Source organism: Uliginosibacterium sediminicola (assembly GCF_039631295.1).
Taxonomy (GTDB): Bacteria; Pseudomonadota; Gammaproteobacteria; order Burkholderiales; family Rhodocyclaceae; genus Viridibacterium; species Viridibacterium sediminicola.
On record NZ_JBDIVE010000008.1, the window covers coordinates 150,683 to 167,355 of the forward strand.

Annotated in this window: 17 protein-coding genes and 5 tRNA genes; 17 read left to right on the plus strand and 5 right to left on the minus strand. The window is 62.3% G+C overall.

The features are described 5' to 3' along the window. Both panC and ABDB84_RS14665 read right to left on the minus strand, forming a co-directional pair. Positions 1-828, minus strand: coding sequence for a pantoate--beta-alanine ligase (gene panC, locus ABDB84_RS14660; RefSeq protein WP_345920496.1), 828 nt, complete (start codon positions 826-828; stop codon positions 1-3). 23 nt (positions 829-851) lie between these two features. Next, positions 852-1,637 (minus strand): outer membrane protein assembly factor BamD, encoded by a 786-nt coding sequence (locus ABDB84_RS14665; RefSeq protein WP_345920497.1) that lies wholly within the window; start codon positions 1,635-1,637, stop codon positions 852-854. Positions 1,638-1,701: 64 nt separating this feature from the next. On the opposite strand from ABDB84_RS14665, the gene rluD reads away from it, so the two are divergent. Together rluD and pgeF are read left to right on the plus strand one after the other, a co-directional pair. Further along, positions 1,702-2,607 carry a 23S rRNA pseudouridine(1911/1915/1917) synthase RluD gene (rluD, locus tag ABDB84_RS14670; RefSeq protein WP_345920498.1) on the plus strand — a complete coding sequence of 302 codons (906 nt, stop codon included), beginning with the start codon at positions 1,702-1,704 and terminating at the stop codon, positions 2,605-2,607. Positions 2,608-2,610: 3 nt separating this feature from the next. Continuing rightward, positions 2,611-3,357, plus strand: coding sequence for a peptidoglycan editing factor PgeF (pgeF, locus tag ABDB84_RS14675; protein WP_345920499.1), 747 nt, complete (start codon positions 2,611-2,613; stop codon positions 3,355-3,357). Here the strand turns inward: pgeF and ABDB84_RS14680 are convergent. Next, complete coding sequence (locus ABDB84_RS14680; protein ID WP_345920500.1) at positions 3,342-3,524, minus strand: hypothetical protein; 183 nt, start codon at positions 3,522-3,524, stop codon at positions 3,342-3,344. The two genes, pgeF and ABDB84_RS14680, sit on opposite strands and share 16 nt — an antisense overlap. 161 nt (positions 3,525-3,685) lie before the next feature. Here ABDB84_RS14680 and phaC point away from each other — a divergent pair, with 161 nt between their 5' ends. The 4 genes from phaC to phaR all read left to right on the plus strand — a co-directional run bounded on the left by phaC (position 3,686) and on the right by phaR (position 7,855). Then, positions 3,686-5,443 carry a class I poly(R)-hydroxyalkanoic acid synthase gene (gene phaC / locus ABDB84_RS14685; RefSeq protein ID WP_345920501.1) on the plus strand — a complete coding sequence of 586 codons (1,758 nt, stop codon included), beginning with the start codon at positions 3,686-3,688 and terminating at the stop codon, positions 5,441-5,443. A 76-nt stretch (positions 5,444-5,519) separates the two neighbouring features. Continuing rightward, entirely contained in the window at positions 5,520-6,260 is a 741-nt protein-coding gene (phbB, locus tag ABDB84_RS14690; protein ID WP_345920502.1) for an acetoacetyl-CoA reductase, read from the plus strand. 90 nt (positions 6,261-6,350) lie between these two features. Beyond that, positions 6,351-7,091, plus strand: coding sequence for a beta-ketoacyl-ACP reductase (gene phbB, locus ABDB84_RS14695; protein ID WP_345920503.1), 741 nt, complete (start codon positions 6,351-6,353; stop codon positions 7,089-7,091). Between the two features lie 206 nt (positions 7,092-7,297). Beyond that, complete coding sequence (phaR, locus tag ABDB84_RS14700) at positions 7,298-7,855, plus strand: polyhydroxyalkanoate synthesis repressor PhaR (protein WP_345920504.1); 558 nt, start codon at positions 7,298-7,300, stop codon at positions 7,853-7,855. A gap of 60 nt (positions 7,856-7,915) precedes the next feature. Here the strand turns inward: phaR and ABDB84_RS14705 are convergent, their stop codons facing one another. After that, positions 7,916-8,215 carry a hypothetical protein gene (locus ABDB84_RS14705; RefSeq protein ID WP_345920505.1) on the minus strand — a complete coding sequence of 100 codons (300 nt, stop codon included), beginning with the start codon at positions 8,213-8,215 and terminating at the stop codon, positions 7,916-7,918. 186 nt (positions 8,216-8,401) lie between these two features. On the opposite strand from ABDB84_RS14705, the gene rimO reads away from it, so the two are divergent. The 11 genes from rimO to ABDB84_RS14760 all read left to right on the plus strand — a co-directional run bounded on the left by rimO (position 8,402) and on the right by ABDB84_RS14760 (position 15,335). Next, entirely contained in the window at positions 8,402-9,745 is a 1,344-nt protein-coding gene (gene rimO, locus ABDB84_RS14710; RefSeq protein WP_345920506.1) for a 30S ribosomal protein S12 methylthiotransferase RimO, read from the plus strand. Positions 9,746-9,753: 8 nt separating this feature from the next. After that, complete coding sequence (locus ABDB84_RS14715) at positions 9,754-10,047, plus strand: hypothetical protein (protein WP_345920507.1); 294 nt, start codon at positions 9,754-9,756, stop codon at positions 10,045-10,047. Between the two features lie 32 nt (positions 10,048-10,079). Further along, a complete protein-coding gene (locus tag ABDB84_RS14720) occupies positions 10,080-10,448 on the plus strand; it encodes a DnaJ family domain-containing protein (RefSeq protein ID WP_345920508.1) in 369 nt (122 codons plus the stop codon). Positions 10,449-10,453: 5 nt separating this feature from the next. Then, entirely contained in the window at positions 10,454-11,860 is a 1,407-nt protein-coding gene (locus tag ABDB84_RS14725) for an FAD-binding oxidoreductase (RefSeq protein WP_345920509.1), read from the plus strand. A 94-nt stretch (positions 11,861-11,954) separates the two neighbouring features. Then, positions 11,955-12,030, plus strand: a tRNA-Ala gene (locus ABDB84_RS14730). A gap of 46 nt (positions 12,031-12,076) precedes the next feature. Further along, positions 12,077-12,152: transfer RNA gene (locus tag ABDB84_RS14735), tRNA-Glu, on the plus strand. Positions 12,153-12,230: 78 nt separating this feature from the next. Next, a tRNA-Asp gene (locus tag ABDB84_RS14740) sits at positions 12,231-12,307 on the plus strand. 164 nt (positions 12,308-12,471) lie between these two features. Beyond that, positions 12,472-12,547, plus strand: a tRNA-Glu gene (locus ABDB84_RS14745). A 78-nt stretch (positions 12,548-12,625) separates the two neighbouring features. Next, positions 12,626-12,702, plus strand: a tRNA-Asp gene (locus ABDB84_RS14750). A gap of 137 nt (positions 12,703-12,839) precedes the next feature. Further along, a complete protein-coding gene (gene tssC, locus ABDB84_RS14755; protein ID WP_345920510.1) occupies positions 12,840-14,741 on the plus strand; it encodes a type VI secretion system contractile sheath large subunit in 1,902 nt (633 codons plus the stop codon). A gap of 33 nt (positions 14,742-14,774) precedes the next feature. After that, positions 14,775-15,335 (plus strand): type VI secretion system tube protein Hcp, encoded by a 561-nt coding sequence (locus tag ABDB84_RS14760; protein WP_345920511.1) that lies wholly within the window; start codon positions 14,775-14,777, stop codon positions 15,333-15,335. Between the two features lie 75 nt (positions 15,336-15,410). On the opposite strand, the gene ABDB84_RS14765 is transcribed toward ABDB84_RS14760, so the two are convergent. After that, entirely contained in the window at positions 15,411-16,562 is a 1,152-nt protein-coding gene (locus ABDB84_RS14765) for a Fic family protein (RefSeq protein ID WP_345920512.1), read from the minus strand. Positions 16,563-16,673 lie beyond the last annotated feature (111 nt).

Consider the following 16,673-nt stretch of genomic DNA (forward strand, 5'->3'; position numbering starts at 1 on the left):
TCAGGTGACTTCGAGGTTGTCGATCAGGCGCGTGCCATCGAGTCGCGCGGCCGCCAGAATCACCCGGCTGTCTCCCGGGCCGGGTTCGAGCAGATCGGCACGGCGGCGGATCGCAACATAGTCCGGCTGCCAGCCATGCTGGCGCAGCTGTGCGCAGGCCGCCTCTTCCAGCGCGCGCAGATCCGTCGCGCCCGCATTCAAGGCCGCTGCGATGGCTTGCAGCTGGGCGTAGAGGCGCGGCGCTTCGGCGCGTGCGCTGGCCGACAGATAGCCATTGCGCGAGGAGAGGGCGAGTCCGTCGTCGGCGCGCACGGTGTCGCAGCCGACGACCTCAATGGGCATGTTGAGCTGCTCGACCATGTTGCGGATCACCATCAGCTGCTGGTAATCCTTCTTGCCCAGCAGCGCGGTGTGTGGCTGCACGATGTTGAACAGCTTGCACACCACCGTCGTCACACCCTGGAAGTGGCCCGGCCGTAAGGCGCCTTCGAGGATGTTGTCGTGCGCTGTCGCCGGCACTACCACATAGCTTTGCGGCTGCGGATAGAGCGTGTTTTCGTCGGGCGCGAAGAGGTGCTGCACGCCCGCAGCCTGCAGCTTCTGGCAGTCGGCTTCGAAAGTACGCGGGTACTTGTCGAAATCCTCATGCGGGCCGAACTGCAGGCGATTGACGAAGATGCTCGCCACCACGCAGTCGGCGTGCGCATGGGCTTGCTGCATCAGGCTCACATGGCCGGCGTGCAGATTGCCCATGGTGGGAGCAAAGGCTACTCGTCCAGCTTGCCGCAGCGCGGCGCGCAAGCTGGCAATCGATGTATGGATCTGCATCGTTGTCGGTACCTTGGAAGCGCTCAGCGCTCGGGCGGTACGTAGTCGCGGCTGAGCCAGGCGCTGTTCGGGTAGTTCTGGCGCAGCACGCGTTCGGCGTCGACACGCAGCGACTCCAGCCCCATCTGCTTGTAGCTGGCCGCCATCAGCGCCAGGGTTTCCTCGATCACGCGTGAATCCGGGTGATTGCGCAGCAGGTCCTTGGCGCGGTTGGCGGCGGCCAGCGGCGCGCCACGGCGCAGGTAATAGCGTGCGATGTTCAGTTCGCCGCGGGCCAGAGCGTCGGCAATGTTGATCATGCGCTGGCGCGAATCCGGTGCGTAGATGCTGTTCGGGTAGTTCTGCACCAGCTGCTTGAAGATGTCGAAAGCTTCACGCGTGGCCGCCAGGTCGAGATTGGCCATGTCGCGCTGATAGACGAAATTGAGGATTTCGTCTTCGGGCATCAGTGTGGACAACGCCTTCAGGTAGTAGGCGTAATCGACGTTCGGGTGCTGCGGGTATTGCTTGATGAAGCGGTCGCAGGCTGCGATGGCCGAGGCCGATTCATGCATGCGGTAGTAGGTATAGGCAATTTCGAGCTGCGCTTGCTGCGCCTGACGGCCGTAGGGGAAGGTGGCCTCCAGTTGTTCGAAGCCCTTGATCGCTTGTTCCCAGGAGCCTGAGGACTGCAGCGCCTTCGCTTCATCGAGCATGGCCTGCGGCGATTCGCCCTTGAGGCGGGGAGGTGTGCTGTCGCAAGCCGTGAGGCTGAGCATCAGGCAAAGAACGGCGACTACCGGTACACTGCTTGGGGTGAGCTTGAACATTCCGACACCACTGACAAAAGAGTCCGCCGATTATAGCGGAAGGGCTGAGCCGCCGACGCTCGACATGCAAGTGCCGCGTGAGCTGGCCGGCATGCGCCTCGATGCGGCCATCGCAAAACTGCTACCGGAGCACTCGCGCAGCCGTCTGCAAGCGTGGATCCGCGAGGGTCGCGTCAGCCTCAAAGGCACGCCGGTGCTCGATACGCGCTTCCGGCTGGCGGGCGACGAGGACCTGCAGATCCGGCCCGCACTCGCCGATACCGAGCTGGCCAGCGAGCCTGAAAATATTCCCATTGATGTGGTCTTCGAAGACGAACACATCATCGTGATCAACAAGGCAGCCGGTCTGGTGGTCCATCCGGGCAGCGGTAATCCGCAAGGCACCTTGCAGAACGCGCTGCTGGCGCACGACATTTCGCTCAAGGGTTTGCAGCGCGCCGGCATCGTCCATCGCCTGGACAAGGAAACCTCGGGCCTGATGGTGGTGGCGCGCAGCCTGATCGCGCAGACCGACCTGGTGCGCCAGCTGCAAGAGCGCAGCGTCAAGCGCCATTACGCGGCGCTGGTGATGGGGCAGCCGATTCCTTCCGGCACCGTTGATGCGCCGATCGGCCGTCACCCGACGCAGCGCGTACGCATGGCGGTGGTCGATTCGGGCAAGGAGGCGCGCACGCATTTCAAGGTGGTCGAGCGCTTCAACAACTGTGCGCTGGTTGAATGTGCGCTGGAATCGGGGCGCACGCATCAGATCCGCGTGCACATGACCCACATCGGTCACCCTCTGGTGGGCGATCCGGTCTATGGCGGGCGTCGTCCGCCACCACCGGCCGCCAAGGATTTCAAGCGCCAGGCCCTGCACGCTTTTCGCCTTGGCCTGATTCATCCGCTGACACGCCAGGCCATGCAGTGGGAAGTGCCGCTGGCCGCTGACTTCCAGGCCTTGCTCGAAGCTTTGCGGGCGAGCAGCTGAAGCATGGCTGAGCTGCCTTTCATCACCCCCGACTGGCCCGCGCCCGCGCGCGTCAAAGCGCTGGTGACGACGCGCGCCGGCGGCGTCAGTGTGGCGCCGTGGAACAGCTTCAATCTCGGCCTGCACGTGGGCGATGATGCGCAGCACGTGGCGGAAAACCGCCGCCGCCTGCGCGCGCAGCTGCCGGCCGAACCGCGCTGGCTTGATCAGGTGCACGGCACCAGCGTCTGGACTTGCGAGCAAGCCGGCCCGGCCAGTGCCGATGCGCTGGTGACGCGCTTGCCGGCGCAGGTTTGCGCGATCATGACGGCCGACTGTCTGCCGGTGCTGTTCACCAATCAAGCCGGTACTGTCGTCGCGGCTGCGCATGCGGGCTGGCGCGGCCTGTGCGCCGGCGTGCTTGAACGTAGTCTGGAGGCCATGCAGGAACCTGCCGGGGCGGTGATGGCCTGGCTGGGGCCGGCCATCGGGCCGCAGCAATTCGAGGTCGGGCCGGAAGTGCGCGCAGCTTTCATCGAACAGGCCGCCGAGGCGGCAGAAGCCTTTGTGCCCGGAGCTGAAGACCGCTACTTGGCCGACATCTACCAGCTGGCTCGCCAGCGTCTCTGTGCCGCCGGCATGCGCGCCGAGGCCATTTACGGCGGTGGCTTGTGCACTGTCAGCGAGCCGCAGCGCTTCTTCTCCTATCGCCGCGATCGCGTGACCGGGCGCATGGCCAGTCTGATCTGGCTAGATCAGGGAGGTGACTGAGCGTCTTGTTGCTTAGCCGCTTGCGGGCGTCTGCGTACGAAGATGTACCAGATGATCGACAGCGGCAGTGGCCCCCAGGCAATAAAACCGAGCACCCCTGCAATCAGCGATTCACTGCCCAGTGAGAGCATGAGGGCGACATAGATCCAGGCAATAACGATGGTCATGAACATAAGCTTGACGAGTCTATTGTGCGGTGCAAAAATCCAGACGCGAAATGCTCTTTGAGCGCGCTGTTCGCCGCCTTGTATCACCGCTTTGTGCCGTACCTGTAGCAAATTAGTTTCACACTTGCTTCACACCAAGACACTTCAAACGGGTTTTTACAATGACTATGACGCCAGAGCAGTCCCGCGAATCGCTTGAAGCCATGATGCGCGCAGGTCAGGCCTTCATGCAGAATTTTTTCCAGCAGTTCTCCCAGATTCCCAATGCCGCCGCCGCACCGGCGCCGGTTCCACCGGTTGCCCTGCCGGGTTTGTCCAGTCTCGGCGTCGATGCCGAAAAATTCGCCCAGCTGCAGCGCGAGCACCTGGAGCAGCACGCCAAGCTGTGGGCCAGTGTCGCTGCCCGCAAGGCTGACGAGCCGGCGGCCGAACCTGTGGTGGCGGCCGTCGCCAAGGATCGCCGCTTTGCCGCTCCGGCCTGGTCGGCCAGTCCGTTCTACGATTATCTGCGTCAAGCCTATGTGCTGAACTCGCAGTTCCTCACCGCCGTCACCGAAGCGCTGCCGATCAATGACAAGGGCGCCAAGAGCCGTCTGCAGTTCATGACCAAGCAGTACGTCGAAGCGCTGTCGCCAGCCAACTTCGCGGCCACCAATCCCGAATTCGTGCAGCGTGCGCTCGACACCAAGGGCGAGAGCATCACCGCCGGCATCATGAACATGATTGCCGACATGGAAAAAGGCCGCATCTCGATGACCGATGACACCGCCTTCGAGGTCGGAGTGAATCTGGCGACCACGCAAGGCTCGGTGATCTACGAGAACGAGGTGATGCAGCTGATCCAGTACGCGCCGCTGAGCGAAAAGGTCAGCGAAACGCCGTTCCTGATCGTGCCGCCGTGCATCAACAAGTATTACATCCTCGACCTGCAGGCCGAAAACTCCTTCGTGCGCTACGTGGTGGAGCAGGGCTTCACGGTCTTCCTGGTGTCCTGGCGCAATCCCAAGGCCGAGCAGTCCACGCTCAGCTGGGACGACTACGTCGGCGATGGCGTGCTCAAGGCCATCGATGTGGTGCGCGAGGTGAGCAAGGTTGCCAAGCCCAATATCCTCGGCTTCTGCATTGGCGGCACCCTGGTTGCCAGCGCGCTGGCTGTGGCTTACGCGCGTGGTGAAGATCCGGTCGAGAGCGTCACCTTCCTGACCACGCTGCTGGATTTCTCCGATACCGGCGAGATCGCCTGCTTTGTCGACGAGACCGCCGTGGCGGCCAAGGAAGCCACCATCGGCAATGGCGGCCTGCTCAATGGTCGCGAGCTGTCGAACATCTTCTCCAGCCTGCGCCCGAATGACCTGATCTGGAACTACGTCGTCGACAACTACCTCAAGGGCAACAAGCCGCCGGCCTTCGACCTGCTGTACTGGAACTCCGACAGCACCAATATGCCCGGCCCCTTTGCAGCGTGGTATCTGCGCAACACCTACCTCGAAAACAATCTGCGCATTCCGGGCAAGCTCGAAGTGCTCGGCGAGAAGGTCGATCTGGGGCGCATCAAGGTGCCGGCTTATTTCATGGCAGCGCGCGAAGACCATATCGTGCCCTGGCAGACCGCTTACCTGGGCCGTCGTCTGGTCTCCGGGGAGACCACCTTCGTGCTCGGCGCTTCCGGGCATATTGCTGGCGTCGTCAATCCGGCGGCGAAGAACAAGCGCAGCTACTGGGTCGGTGAACAGGATGCCGCCAGCGCTGAAGAATGGTTCAATGCAGCCCAGGAGCAGAAAGGCAGCTGGTGGCCGCACTGGATCGAATGGCTGCGCGCGCGTAGTGGCAAGCAGATTGCTACTCGCACGCGTCTGGGCAATCGCCAGTACAAACAGATGGAGGCTGCACCCGGTCGCTACGTCAAGGAAATGCTCTGAACAGGTGCTGCGCGATCGGTCCGCGTCGCGCAGCGCTGATACCGACGACGGACATCCAAAAACAGAGGAGACAGGTATGGTTCGCAATGCATTGGTAACGGGTGGCATGGGTGGTCTGGGTGAAGCGATCTGTATCAAGCTCGCAGCGCTTGGCTACAAGGTCGCCACCACGTACTCGCCCGGCAATACCACGGCGGACGAATGGCTGACCCGCATGCATCACCTGGGCTATGCCTTCAAGGGTTACAAATGCGATGTCACCGATTTCGACTCGGCCAAGGCCTGCGTGCAGCAGTTCAATGCCGAGATCGGCCAGGTCGATGTGCTGGTCAACAACGCCGGCATCACGCGTGACATGACCTTCAAGAAAATGAGCAAGGCCGAGTGGGATGCCGTCGTGCACACCAATCTGGACTCGGTTTTCAACCTCACCAAGCAAGTGATGGACGGCATGACCGAGCGCCGCTGGGGACGCATCATCAATGTCTCGTCGGTCAATGGTCAGAAGGGCGCTTTCGGTCAGACCAACTATGCCGCCGCCAAGGCCGGCATGCATGGTTTCACCAAGGCGCTGGCGCTGGAAGTGGCGCGTCACGGTGTGACGGTCAACACCATCTCGCCCGGTTACATCGGTACCAAGATGGTGACGGCGATTCCGCAGGAAATCCTGGAGTCGAAGATCCTGCCGCAGATTCCGGTGGGTCGTCTGGGCAAGCCCGATGAAATCGCTGGCCTGGTGGCCTATCTGGCCTCGGAGGAAGCGGCTTTTCTCACCGGCGCCAATATCTCGATCAACGGGGGGCAGCACATGTACTGAGGGGCGTTTGCCGTGTTGGCGGACGTACATGTCCGGCGACCGATTCCCCGTCGGCAGCCGGACAGAATCTGAATGAGCGAGAGGTAGATCATGGCAAAGAATGTGGCACTGGTAACGGGCGGCATGGGTGGTCTGGGCACCGCCATCTGCAAGGCGCTGGCCGATGATGGCTGGAAGGTCGTGGCCAACTGTCTGCCCGGGTTCGCCCCCAAGGACGAGTGGCTGGCCAAGACCAAGGCTGATGGTTACGAGTTCTTTGTCGGTGAGGCAGATGTGACCGACTACGAGCAGTGTGCGGCAATGGTGCAGAAGATCGAGGCCGAAATCGGCCAGATCGATGTGCTGGTCAACAACGCCGGCATCACGCGTGACGGCATGTTCCGCAAGATGGAAAAGACGCAGTGGGATGCAGTGCTGTCGACCAATCTGGATTCGGTTTTCAATGTCACCCGCCCAATCCTGCCGGCGATGGCCGAGCGTGGTTTTGGCCGCGTCATCAATATCTCCTCGGTCAATGGCGTCAAGGGGCAGTTCGGTCAGGCCAACTACTCGGCCGCCAAGGCCGGCATCCTGGGTCTGACCAAGGCACTGGCGCAGGAGGTGGCCAAGAAGGGCGTGACGGTCAACGCGATTGCCCCGGGCTATATCGGCACCGACATGGTCATGGCGATCAAGGAAGAAGTGCGCGAGGCGATCATCGCCACGGTGCCTGCCGGTCGTCTGGGCAAGCCGGAAGAAATCGGTGATCTGTGCGCTTACCTGGCTTCCGACAAGGCCGGCTACATCACCGGTGCAACCATCAATATCAATGGCGGTCTACACATGGGTTGAGCGTAGTGCGCTCATGCTGCTAACCCGGCAGCATGAGCCGCCTGTGCTACAGCGAGAACTAGTTCCGCGCTGGTGTTTGAATTTCTTTGCGGGGCTGAATTTTTCGCGCTGTTATAATCGCAGCAAAACACACAAGGCGACGCGACGGGTAAATTGTTATTACCGGGCACAGCGCCATAACCAGCAGCAGGAATGCGGAGGAAGACATGGCGGAGCATCACTCACGACTTATCAAGAAGTATCCCAATCGCCGTTTGTACGATACGGCTTCGAGCTGTTACATCACCCTCGCCGATGTGCGCGATCTGGTGCTGGGACAGGAAGAGTTTCAGGTCATCGACGCCAAGTCGGGCGAAGATCTCACGCGCAGCATCCTGCTGCAGATCATTCTCGAAGAGGAGAGTGGCGGTTCGCCGATGTTCTCCAGCGATGTGCTCTCCCACATGATTCGTTTCTATGGCAATGCCATGCAGGGCTTCATGGGGCGCTACCTCGAGAACAACATCTCGGCCTTCACCGAGATGCAGGCCAAGCTGCAGGAACAGACCAAGTCCCTCTACGGCGAAAACAGCCCGATGAGCAAGGATCTGTGGGCGCAGTTCCTCAACTTCCAGGGGCCGGCACTCAACAGCATGATGACGGCCTACGTTGATCAGAGCCGGCGCATGTTCTCGCAGATGCAGGAGCAGATCGAGTCACAGACGCGCACCTTGTTTACCGGCTTTCCCTTCCCGGGCAGCAAGCCGCCGGGCGACAAGTCTTGAACCTTCAGCATCGATCAAACAACAGCGCCTGCGGGCGCTGTTGTTCTATGTGCGCAGCCCTCAGTCGTTTTCGGCGACTTGATAGCCGATGACCTTGTGGGTTTGCTTATCGACGTTGATGTAGAGCTGGGCTGAGCCGAAGTTGTCGCTCGACGGTGTTTCGTAGGCCAGCGAGTAGCTGCCGTCAAGCCAGGCCGGCTTGAATTCGGGCTTGCCGAGCATGGCAATCACTTGCTTGGCCGGCTCGCCGGGCTGGATCATGTCCAGTTGTTGCGGGCTGACGATGTGGGGGGCGGGGGCGGCCTGCGCCAGGCTTGCGAAACCGAGCAGAACGGGCAGGGCGATAGCAAAGCGTGTCATGTCAAACTCCTTGAGAGATAGAGGGGGCCGGCTCACTGACCGGTCGCAAGCTTGGAGTGCCCTCACCCTGGCCGAGGTTCCAGTCCTTATGTAACAGGGTGTTGCCCGGCGTAGCTGGTAGAATCGGCGGATTGAAGCGAAACGCGGCATGGGCCGCATTCGCAGTTTCCGGAAGGTTGAGCTGATTTGAGTACCACCACTCCCCGCGTTGGTTTTGTTTCCCTGGGCTGCCCCAAGGCCGCTTCAGACGCCGAAGGCATCCTCACGCGCTTGCGCGCCGAGGGCTACGACATCTCCTCGAACTACGCCGGCGCCGATCTGGTCGTCGTCAATACCTGTGGCTTCATCGACGCGGCCGTCGAAGAATCGCTGGACGCCATTGGCGAAGCTTTGCGCGAGAACGGCAAGGTCATCGTGACCGGCTGTCTGGGCGCGAAGAAGAATCAGGACGGCAGCGGCATCGTCGAGAGCGTGCATCCCAAGGTGCTGGCGGTGACCGGCCCGCACGCGACCGAGGAAGTGATGACGGCGGTGCACGCCTACCTGCCCAAGCCGCACGATCCCTTCACCGATCTGGTGCCGCCGCAAGGCGTGCGCCTGACGCCGGATCACTTCGCGTACCTGAAGATTTCCGAAGGCTGCAATCACCGCTGCACCTTCTGCATCATTCCCTCGCTGCGTGGCGATCTGGTCTCGCGGCCGATCCACGAAGTCATGCGCGAAGCCGAAGCCCTGGTCAATTCCGGCGTCAAGGAGCTGCTGGTGATCTCGCAAGACACCAGCGCTTACGGCGTCGACGTGAAATACAAGACCGGCTTCATCGGCGGCAAGCCGGTCAAGACCAAGCTCTACGACCTGTGCAATGCACTCTCGGAGCTGGATGTGTGGGTGCGCCTACACTACGTCTATCCCTACCCGAATGTCGATGACATCATCCCGCTGATGGCCGAGGGCAAGATCCTGCCGTATCTGGATGTGCCCTTCCAGCACGCCAGCCCGCGCATCCTCAAGTTGATGAAGCGCCCGGCCAGCGCCGAGAACAATCTCGAACGCATCCGCCGCTGGCGCGAGATCTGTCCGGATCTCACCATCCGCAGCACCTTCATCGCCGGCTTCCCCGGCGAGACCGATGCCGAGTTCGAAGAGCTGCTCGGCTTCCTCGAAGAAGCGCAGCTTGATCGCGTCGGCTGCTTTGCCTATTCGCCGGTCGAAGGTGCGACCGCCAATGCATTGCCGGATGCCGTGCCCGACGAACTGCGCGAGGAGCGCAAGCAGCGCCTGATGGAGTTCCAGGAAGACATCTCGACGCGTCGCCTGGAGGCCAAGATCGGCAAGGAAATCGTGGTGCTGGTTGATGATGTCGATGAGGAAGGCGCCATTGCCCGCAGCGAGGGCGATGCACCGGAGATCGACGGCCTGGTGATGATTCCCGACGGGCAGGAGATGGAGGTTGGCGGTTTCTACCGCGTGCGCGTGACGGACTGCGATGTGCACGACCTCTACGCCGAGCCGATCTACGCGGACGAATAAGGCGCAGCATGTACCGCAACAGACCTTCCGTTCTCGAGCATTGCGTCTGTTGCCTGTGGTTCGCCGGCTTTGCCGGCCTGGCCTTCATGGCGCTCAGCGAGCGCAGTCTGGCGCTGGGCGGCTATGCCGACATCCGCCTCGGCAGCGGCCATGCGGCGCTGGTCGGCTTGTTGCTGCTTGGCGCTGCGCTGCTGATGCCTGCCGTGCTGCTGCGTTACGCGCGTTTCAAGCGCCTGTTGCTGGCCGGCATCGGCCTTGCCTACCTGATCTTCGTGGGCGTCTATCTGTGCTGCCGGGCCTAGGCGTGCCGCGCTGATGTATCCGAGAGGTCGCCATGCTCTTGCTTGATCTGCTGGCTGAACAACGCATTGAACAGGCGCGCGATGCCGGCGCCTTCGACAATCTGCCTGGCGCCGGCCAGCCCTTGCCGGAAGAAGATCTGAGTCTGGTCCCCGAGGAAGAGCGCGTCGCCTTCCGCATCCTCAAGAACGCCGGCTACATCCCGCCCGAGCTGGAAATGCACAAGCGTGCGGTCGATCTGGCCCTGCAGCTGGCTACCGAATCCGCTCCTGAAGCACGCGCGGGTTTGCTGGGCCGCCTGGCGCGCATCAATATCCTGTTGGCCGAGGCGGGCAAGCCGCAACTTTGCGTGCCCGCCGATTACCAGGCGCGCTTGGCCGAGCGCCTCTCGAAAGGCAATTGAATTCCATGCAGGCTTTCATCGAGCAATTGCGCGCCATTGTGGGCGACGCTCATGTGCTGACGGCGGACGCTGATCGCGCCGCTTATGAACTGGATTGGCGTGGCCGCTACAAGGGCCGCGCCCTGTGCGTGGTGCGGCCGGGTTCTACCGAGGAAGTGGCCGCCGTGGTGCGTGCCTGTGTCGCCGCCAAGCGGCCGATGGTGCCGCAGGGCGGCAATACCGGCCTGGTCGGTGGTGGCGTGCCGCACGCGGACGGTGATGAAGTGCTGATCAGCCTCGCGCGCCTGAACCGCGTGCGCGCCATCGATGCGGCCAATAATACGATTACCGTTGAAGCCGGCTGCACCCTGGCTGCCGTACAGGCCGCAGCGGCAGCGGAGGAGCGCTTGTTCCCGCTGTCGCTGGCCTCCGAAGGTAGCTGCCAGATCGGCGGCAATCTGTCGACCAATGCCGGCGGTGTGCAGGTGCTGCGCTATGGCAACACGCGCGAGCTGAGCCTCGGGCTCGAAGTGGTGCTGCCCAGCGGCGAGATCTGGCAAGGCCTGCGCGGCCTGCGCAAGGACAACACCGGCTACGACCTCAAGCATCTCTTCATCGGCGCCGAGGGCACGCTGGGCATCATCACCGCCGCCGTGCTCAAGCTGTTCCCGCTGCCGCGCAGCCGTGTCGTGGCCTGGGCCGCGCTGGCCAGCGCCGAGCAGGCGATCAGCTTGCTGGCCGCCGTGCGTAGCGGCTGCGGCGAGCGGCTGACAGCGTTCGAGATCATCTCGCGCCAGGCTCTGGCGATGGTCTTGCAACACATTCCGGGCACCACCGATCCCTTGCAGGACGTGGCGCCCTGGTATGTGCTGATCGAACTCAGCGATCCTGCGGTAGAGGCCGACTTGCAAGGCGTGCTCGAAACCGTGCTGGGCGCCGAGCTCGAAGCAGGGCGCCTGCTCGATGTCGTGCTCTCGGCCAGTGAAGCGCAGGCGCTGGCGCTGTGGGCGCTGCGTGAGAACATTTCCGAAGCGCAGCGCATCGAGGGCGTGAGCATCAAGCACGATGTGGCGGTGCCGGTGAGTAGCATTCCCGATTTCCTGCAGCAGGCGGGGGCGGCGCTGCAGGCGCAGTTCCCGGATGTGCGCTGCGTGGCCTTTGGCCATGTCGGCGACGGTAATCTGCACTACAACCTGTCCAAGCCGGTAGCGGGCGACAACGCCGCCTTCATCGCCCAGACCGAGGCCGTCAATCGCATCGTGCACGACATCGTGGCGGCGCTGGGCGGCTCGATTTCAGCTGAACATGGCCTGGGACAGTTGAAACGTGAGGAGATTACGCGTTATAAATCAGCCCTTGAGCTGGGCTTGATGCGCAGTATCAAGGAGGCCTTTGATCCGGCCGGTCTGATGAACCCGGGAAAGCTGCTGTGATGCGGCCCGGCCTTGAATGCAGACAGTAAAAAAATTGCATTCTGGTGTTGACGAACGGGTCTTTGGTTTCTATAATTTCGCTTCTTCGTTGCCGGGGGGTATAGCTCAGCTGGGAGAGCGCTTGCATGGCATGCAAGAGGTCAGCGGTTCGATCCCGCTTACCTCCACCAACTGACGAAGAATGCAGTACAGCAGTAGAAGTTTAGTTTTGCCTCTGTCCCCATCGTCTAGAGGCCTAGGACATTACCCTTTCACGGTAAGTACCGGGGTTCGAATCCCCGTGGGGACGCCAGATTTCTGGCAGCTGGTTGCAGTAAAAGTGTAGCCGGCAGCTTGCAGTTAAAAGGCTTCAGACTTCGGTCTGGAGCATGGAGTGGTAGTTCAGTTGGTTAGAATACCGGCCTGTCACGCCGGGGGTCGCGGGTTCGAGCCCCGTCCACTCCGCCAATCATGCAAAGCGCCTGGCAAATTCGTCCTCACACGATATGCCAGGCGTTTTGCTATGTAGTGTAAGCAGCAAGTTTTTGTAGCTGTCCGGGCGCGCTGATCTGATCAGCCAGCGCTTCATCGACGAAGATGAGCCGGCTGCAGGAATATGTTGTTTTGCCTCTGTCCCCATCGTCTAGAGGCCTAGGACATTACCCTTTCACGGTAAGTACCGGGGTTCGAATCCCCGTGGGGACGCCAGATTTCTGGCAGCTGGTTGCAGTAAAAGTGTAGCCGGCAGCTTGCAGTTAAAAGGCTTCAGACTTCGGTCTGGAGCATGGAGTGGTAGTTCAGTTGGTTAGAATACCGGCCTGTCACGCCGGGGGTCGCGGGTTCGAGCCCCGTCCACTCCGCCAAATATCAAAAAGCCGCCTTCGGGCGGCTTTTTGTTTTGTGGCTGCTGCGCAGCCTTCTCCGCTGCCAGCCTGATGCGGCGCGGCTAGGCTGCGGCGCGGTTTGCAGGTAGCCTTCAGGGCCTTGAATGAGGCCAGAGATGAGCGAAAGCATCCAGAAAAAGTTATTGCGCGTCCGTCCGCCGCGTGTGCGGATCACTTACGACGTGGAGAGCGCCGGCAGCATCGAAAAGCGCGAGCTGCCCTTCATCGTCGGCATCTTTGCCGAGCTCAGTGGCGACGCCGATGCGGCGGGCGCCTTCAAGACGCGGCAGATGCTCGACATTGACCGCGACAACTTCGATGCCGTGCTGCGCGCCTGTGCGCCACGCGTTTCGCTCGCCGAGGTGGCCGACCTCATCAGCGGTGGCGGGGCGATGCTGCAGGGCGCGCTCAGCTTCAGCTCCCTGGCCGACTTTGAACCGCTCAGCATCGTCCGCCAGCTGGATGTCCTGAACCGCGTATTCGTGCAGCGCACTGCGCTGCGCAGCCTGCAAGCGCATGCGGACGCCGATGAGCGCTGCGCACAGCAACTCAGCGCGATCTTCAGCGCAGCGCCGGATGGGCGGGATCGTGCCGTGCAGGCGCTTGCCAGCGAGTATGTCGCGGAGCACCTTGATGCCTTGCAGGCCGCGCTGACGACCTATGTCTTGCCGCTGCTGGCCGACACGCCCGCTGCCGCGCCACAGCGCTTGCTGGATCAGGGCATTGCGCGCATCGATGCGCTGCTCAGCCAGCAGCTCTCGCTGATCATGCACGCGCCGAGCTTTCAGCGCCTGGAAGCGAGCTGGCGTGGCCTGCACCGCCTGGTCGCGCAGAGCGAAACCGGCGCCAATCTGAAGCTGCGCGTCTTCAACGCCAGCAAGCAGGCCGTGTATGAAGATCTGGAAAAGGCTGTCGAATTCGATCAGAGCCATCTCTTCAAGCTGATCTACGAGGCCGAGTTCGGCACGCTCGGCGGCGAGCCTTACAGCGTGCTGATGGCTGATTACGAAGTGGGCCGGAGTGCCGAAGACCTGAGCTTCCTGCGCAAGATGGCGGCCATCGCCGCCGCCGCCAATGCGCCCTTCATCACCGCCGCAGCGCCGGACTTGTTCGACTTGCGGCAGTTTGCCGATCTGCGCAAACCGCGCACCTTGAGCAAGATTTTCGAATCCGTCGAGCTCAGCGGCTGGCGCGATTTCCGCGACAGCGAAGATGCCCGCTACGTCGCCCTGGTGCTGCCGCGCGTGCTGATGCGCCTGCCCTATGGCCACGGCACCGAAAAGATCGCAGCAGACGGTGTGTGCTTCGAGGAAGAGCTTGGCCCTGACGCCGCACAAGGCCCCGCGCCTGAACGACTGCTGTGGGGCAATGCCGCGTATCTGCTGGTCGAGCGCATCACCCAGGCCTTCGCCACCTATGGCTGGCCTGCGGCGATCAGCGGCGTGGAGGGCGGCGGTCTGGTCGAGGGCTTGCCGTACTGGCAGATCAAAGACGATGGCGATGTCGCCGGCAGGCCGCGAACGCTGGGGCCGACCGAGCTGGATATCAGCCTGCGCCGCGAAAGGGAATTGCGCGATCTGGGCTTCATCGCCCTGTGTCATCGCAAGGGCGAGGGCAGCGCCGCTTTCCTCGGCACGCACAGCAGCCAGCAGGCACGCAAAAACTTGAGCGACGGCGCCAATGCCGATGCCGCCATGGCCTGCAGCCTGCCCTACATGCTGGTCTCCACGCGCATCGCGCATTACGTCAAAGTCATGATCCGCGACAAGATTGGCAGCTTTCTCACGCGCGCCAATGTCGAGCAATTTCTCAACGCCTGGGTCGCGCAATACGTCTTGCTCGATGAAGACGCCCCGGCGGAAGTCAAAGCCGCTTTTCCCCTGCGCTTTGCTCAGATCAGTGTTGAAGAAGTACCCGGCGCACCCGGCAGCTACAAGAGCAATATCTTCATCAAGCCCCACTTCCAGCTCGGTGCGCTGGCCAGCTCGATCCACATCGTCGCTGATCTGCCGGCCTGAGCCGGCCGCCAGCGCTTTTACACGGAGTCCAAGATGGACCTGATCCTCCTCCAGCCCGGCGACAGCAGCCTGCTAGGCACAGCGCCTATCGCTGCGGACAGCCATTTGACCACCGACCAGGCCTGGCGCACCCAGCTCCCCGAGCTTGGCCCCTGCATTGAACTGATCTCGCTGCATCAAGGCATGAAGCAGCAAATGACGACTGATATCAGCAACAGCGCCCGCAGCTCTGGACGCCCCGTTGTGACCGAATTCACCTGCGTGAAATACGTCGATCAAAGCTCGGTGAAGCTCTACGACCACTGCCTGCGCGCCCAGCCGCTGGGGCAGGGCGCCGAGCAGCCAAGCCGCATCTACATCTGCCGCAACACGGGGGATGCCATCGCCACCATCATGAGCTTCGCCCTGCGCGACGCCATCATCAGCGAAATCCAGCTGCAATCGCACCCCGACGACATGCCGACCGAGCAATTCAAGCTTAATTTCACGGAAATCCTGTGGGCCTACCACACGCAATCCGCCCGCGAGCCGGGCACCAGCCAGCACGCGGGCTGGAGCCTGATGCGCAATCGGCCGATTACGGCGTTCAGTTGAAGCTGACCCGGCATTGACGTTAGCGAATGGCGTGGTGTGATGACTGTTTCGACCCTGTACCGATAGGGCTTGATGCTATTTGAGTAATTGGATCTGGTAGCGGGTGCTGCGGCCCCCGCCGGGGAGTTTGACGAGGCAGCCGCGCGTGACGAGGTCTGCAAGGTGGCGGGTGGCGGTGGCCTTGGAGACCTTGGCGACGGCTTGATACTGGGCGGCGCTGATGCCTTGCTCGAAACCACCACGGTCGGGCTGGTCGCCATCGAGCAGGCGGTTGAGCACTTTGACCTGCTCGGGGCTGAGCCCTTGGGCGCGGTGCTGCAGCCAGAAACGGCTTTTGCCCAGTACGCGGTCGATCTGCGTCGAGGCGCTCTGGATGGCAGCCAGCAGGGTGCCGAGAAACCAGCTGAGCCACGGAGTGAGGTCCAACGGCTCAGCGCTGGCGCGCATCTTCTGTGCGGCTTCGAGCTGGGCGTAGTAGGCCTTGCGCTCGGCGAGGATGGCCGCGGACATGGCGTAGAAACGAATGCTCTGCTGCTCGCCTTGAGCAAGTGCAAGGTCGGTGAGCGCCCGAGTGAGGCGGCCGTTGCCGTCGTCGAAGGGGTGGAGCGTGACAAACCAGAAGTGAGCGATGGCGGCGCGCAAGAGCGGGTCGAGCGTGGCGTTTGTCCGGCTGGTGTTGAACCAGGTGAGAAATTCGGCGATACGCGCTTCAAGGCCTTCACGCGGCGGAGCCTCGAAGTGCACGGTGGGGCGGTCGATGCGGCCGGAGACGACCTGCATGGCGTTCAGCCCGCGCCAGTCGCCGATGCGGATCTTGCGACCGAGAAAGCCATCGTCGCCTGCGAAGAGCCAGGCGTGCCACTGCAGCAGGCGCGCTTCGCTGAGCGGCGTATCAAGCTCGGTGGTGGCATCCCACATGATTTGGGCAAGGCCTTCGCTGCGCGCTTCGGGCGGGGATGCGTTTCCGTCGGGTAGGCCAAGGCGGCGAGCGATGCTGGAACGCACAGAGCCAACATTGAGGGTTTCGCCCTCGATGGCGCTGGAATTGACGATGTTCTGCAGCAGGGCATCGAGTGTGAATTCGGTGCGCAGCGCGGGCTCTGAGCCTTGAGTACGGCCGAGCAGGGCGCCCTGGGCGAGCGTGACCTGACGCAGCAAGGGCGCTAGGGTGTCCGCTTGCCAGGTAACCTGCGGCCAGTTGGGGTGTTGCCAGATCCAGCGGGGCATCAGAGCGCGGCTCGAAAATGGAGTGAGCCGAATTTTATCATTATTCGGCTCATGATTTGATTTGATTGTGCTGGTGTTTCAGCTCGATTCGGCTCGGGCGGTGGTAGTCCA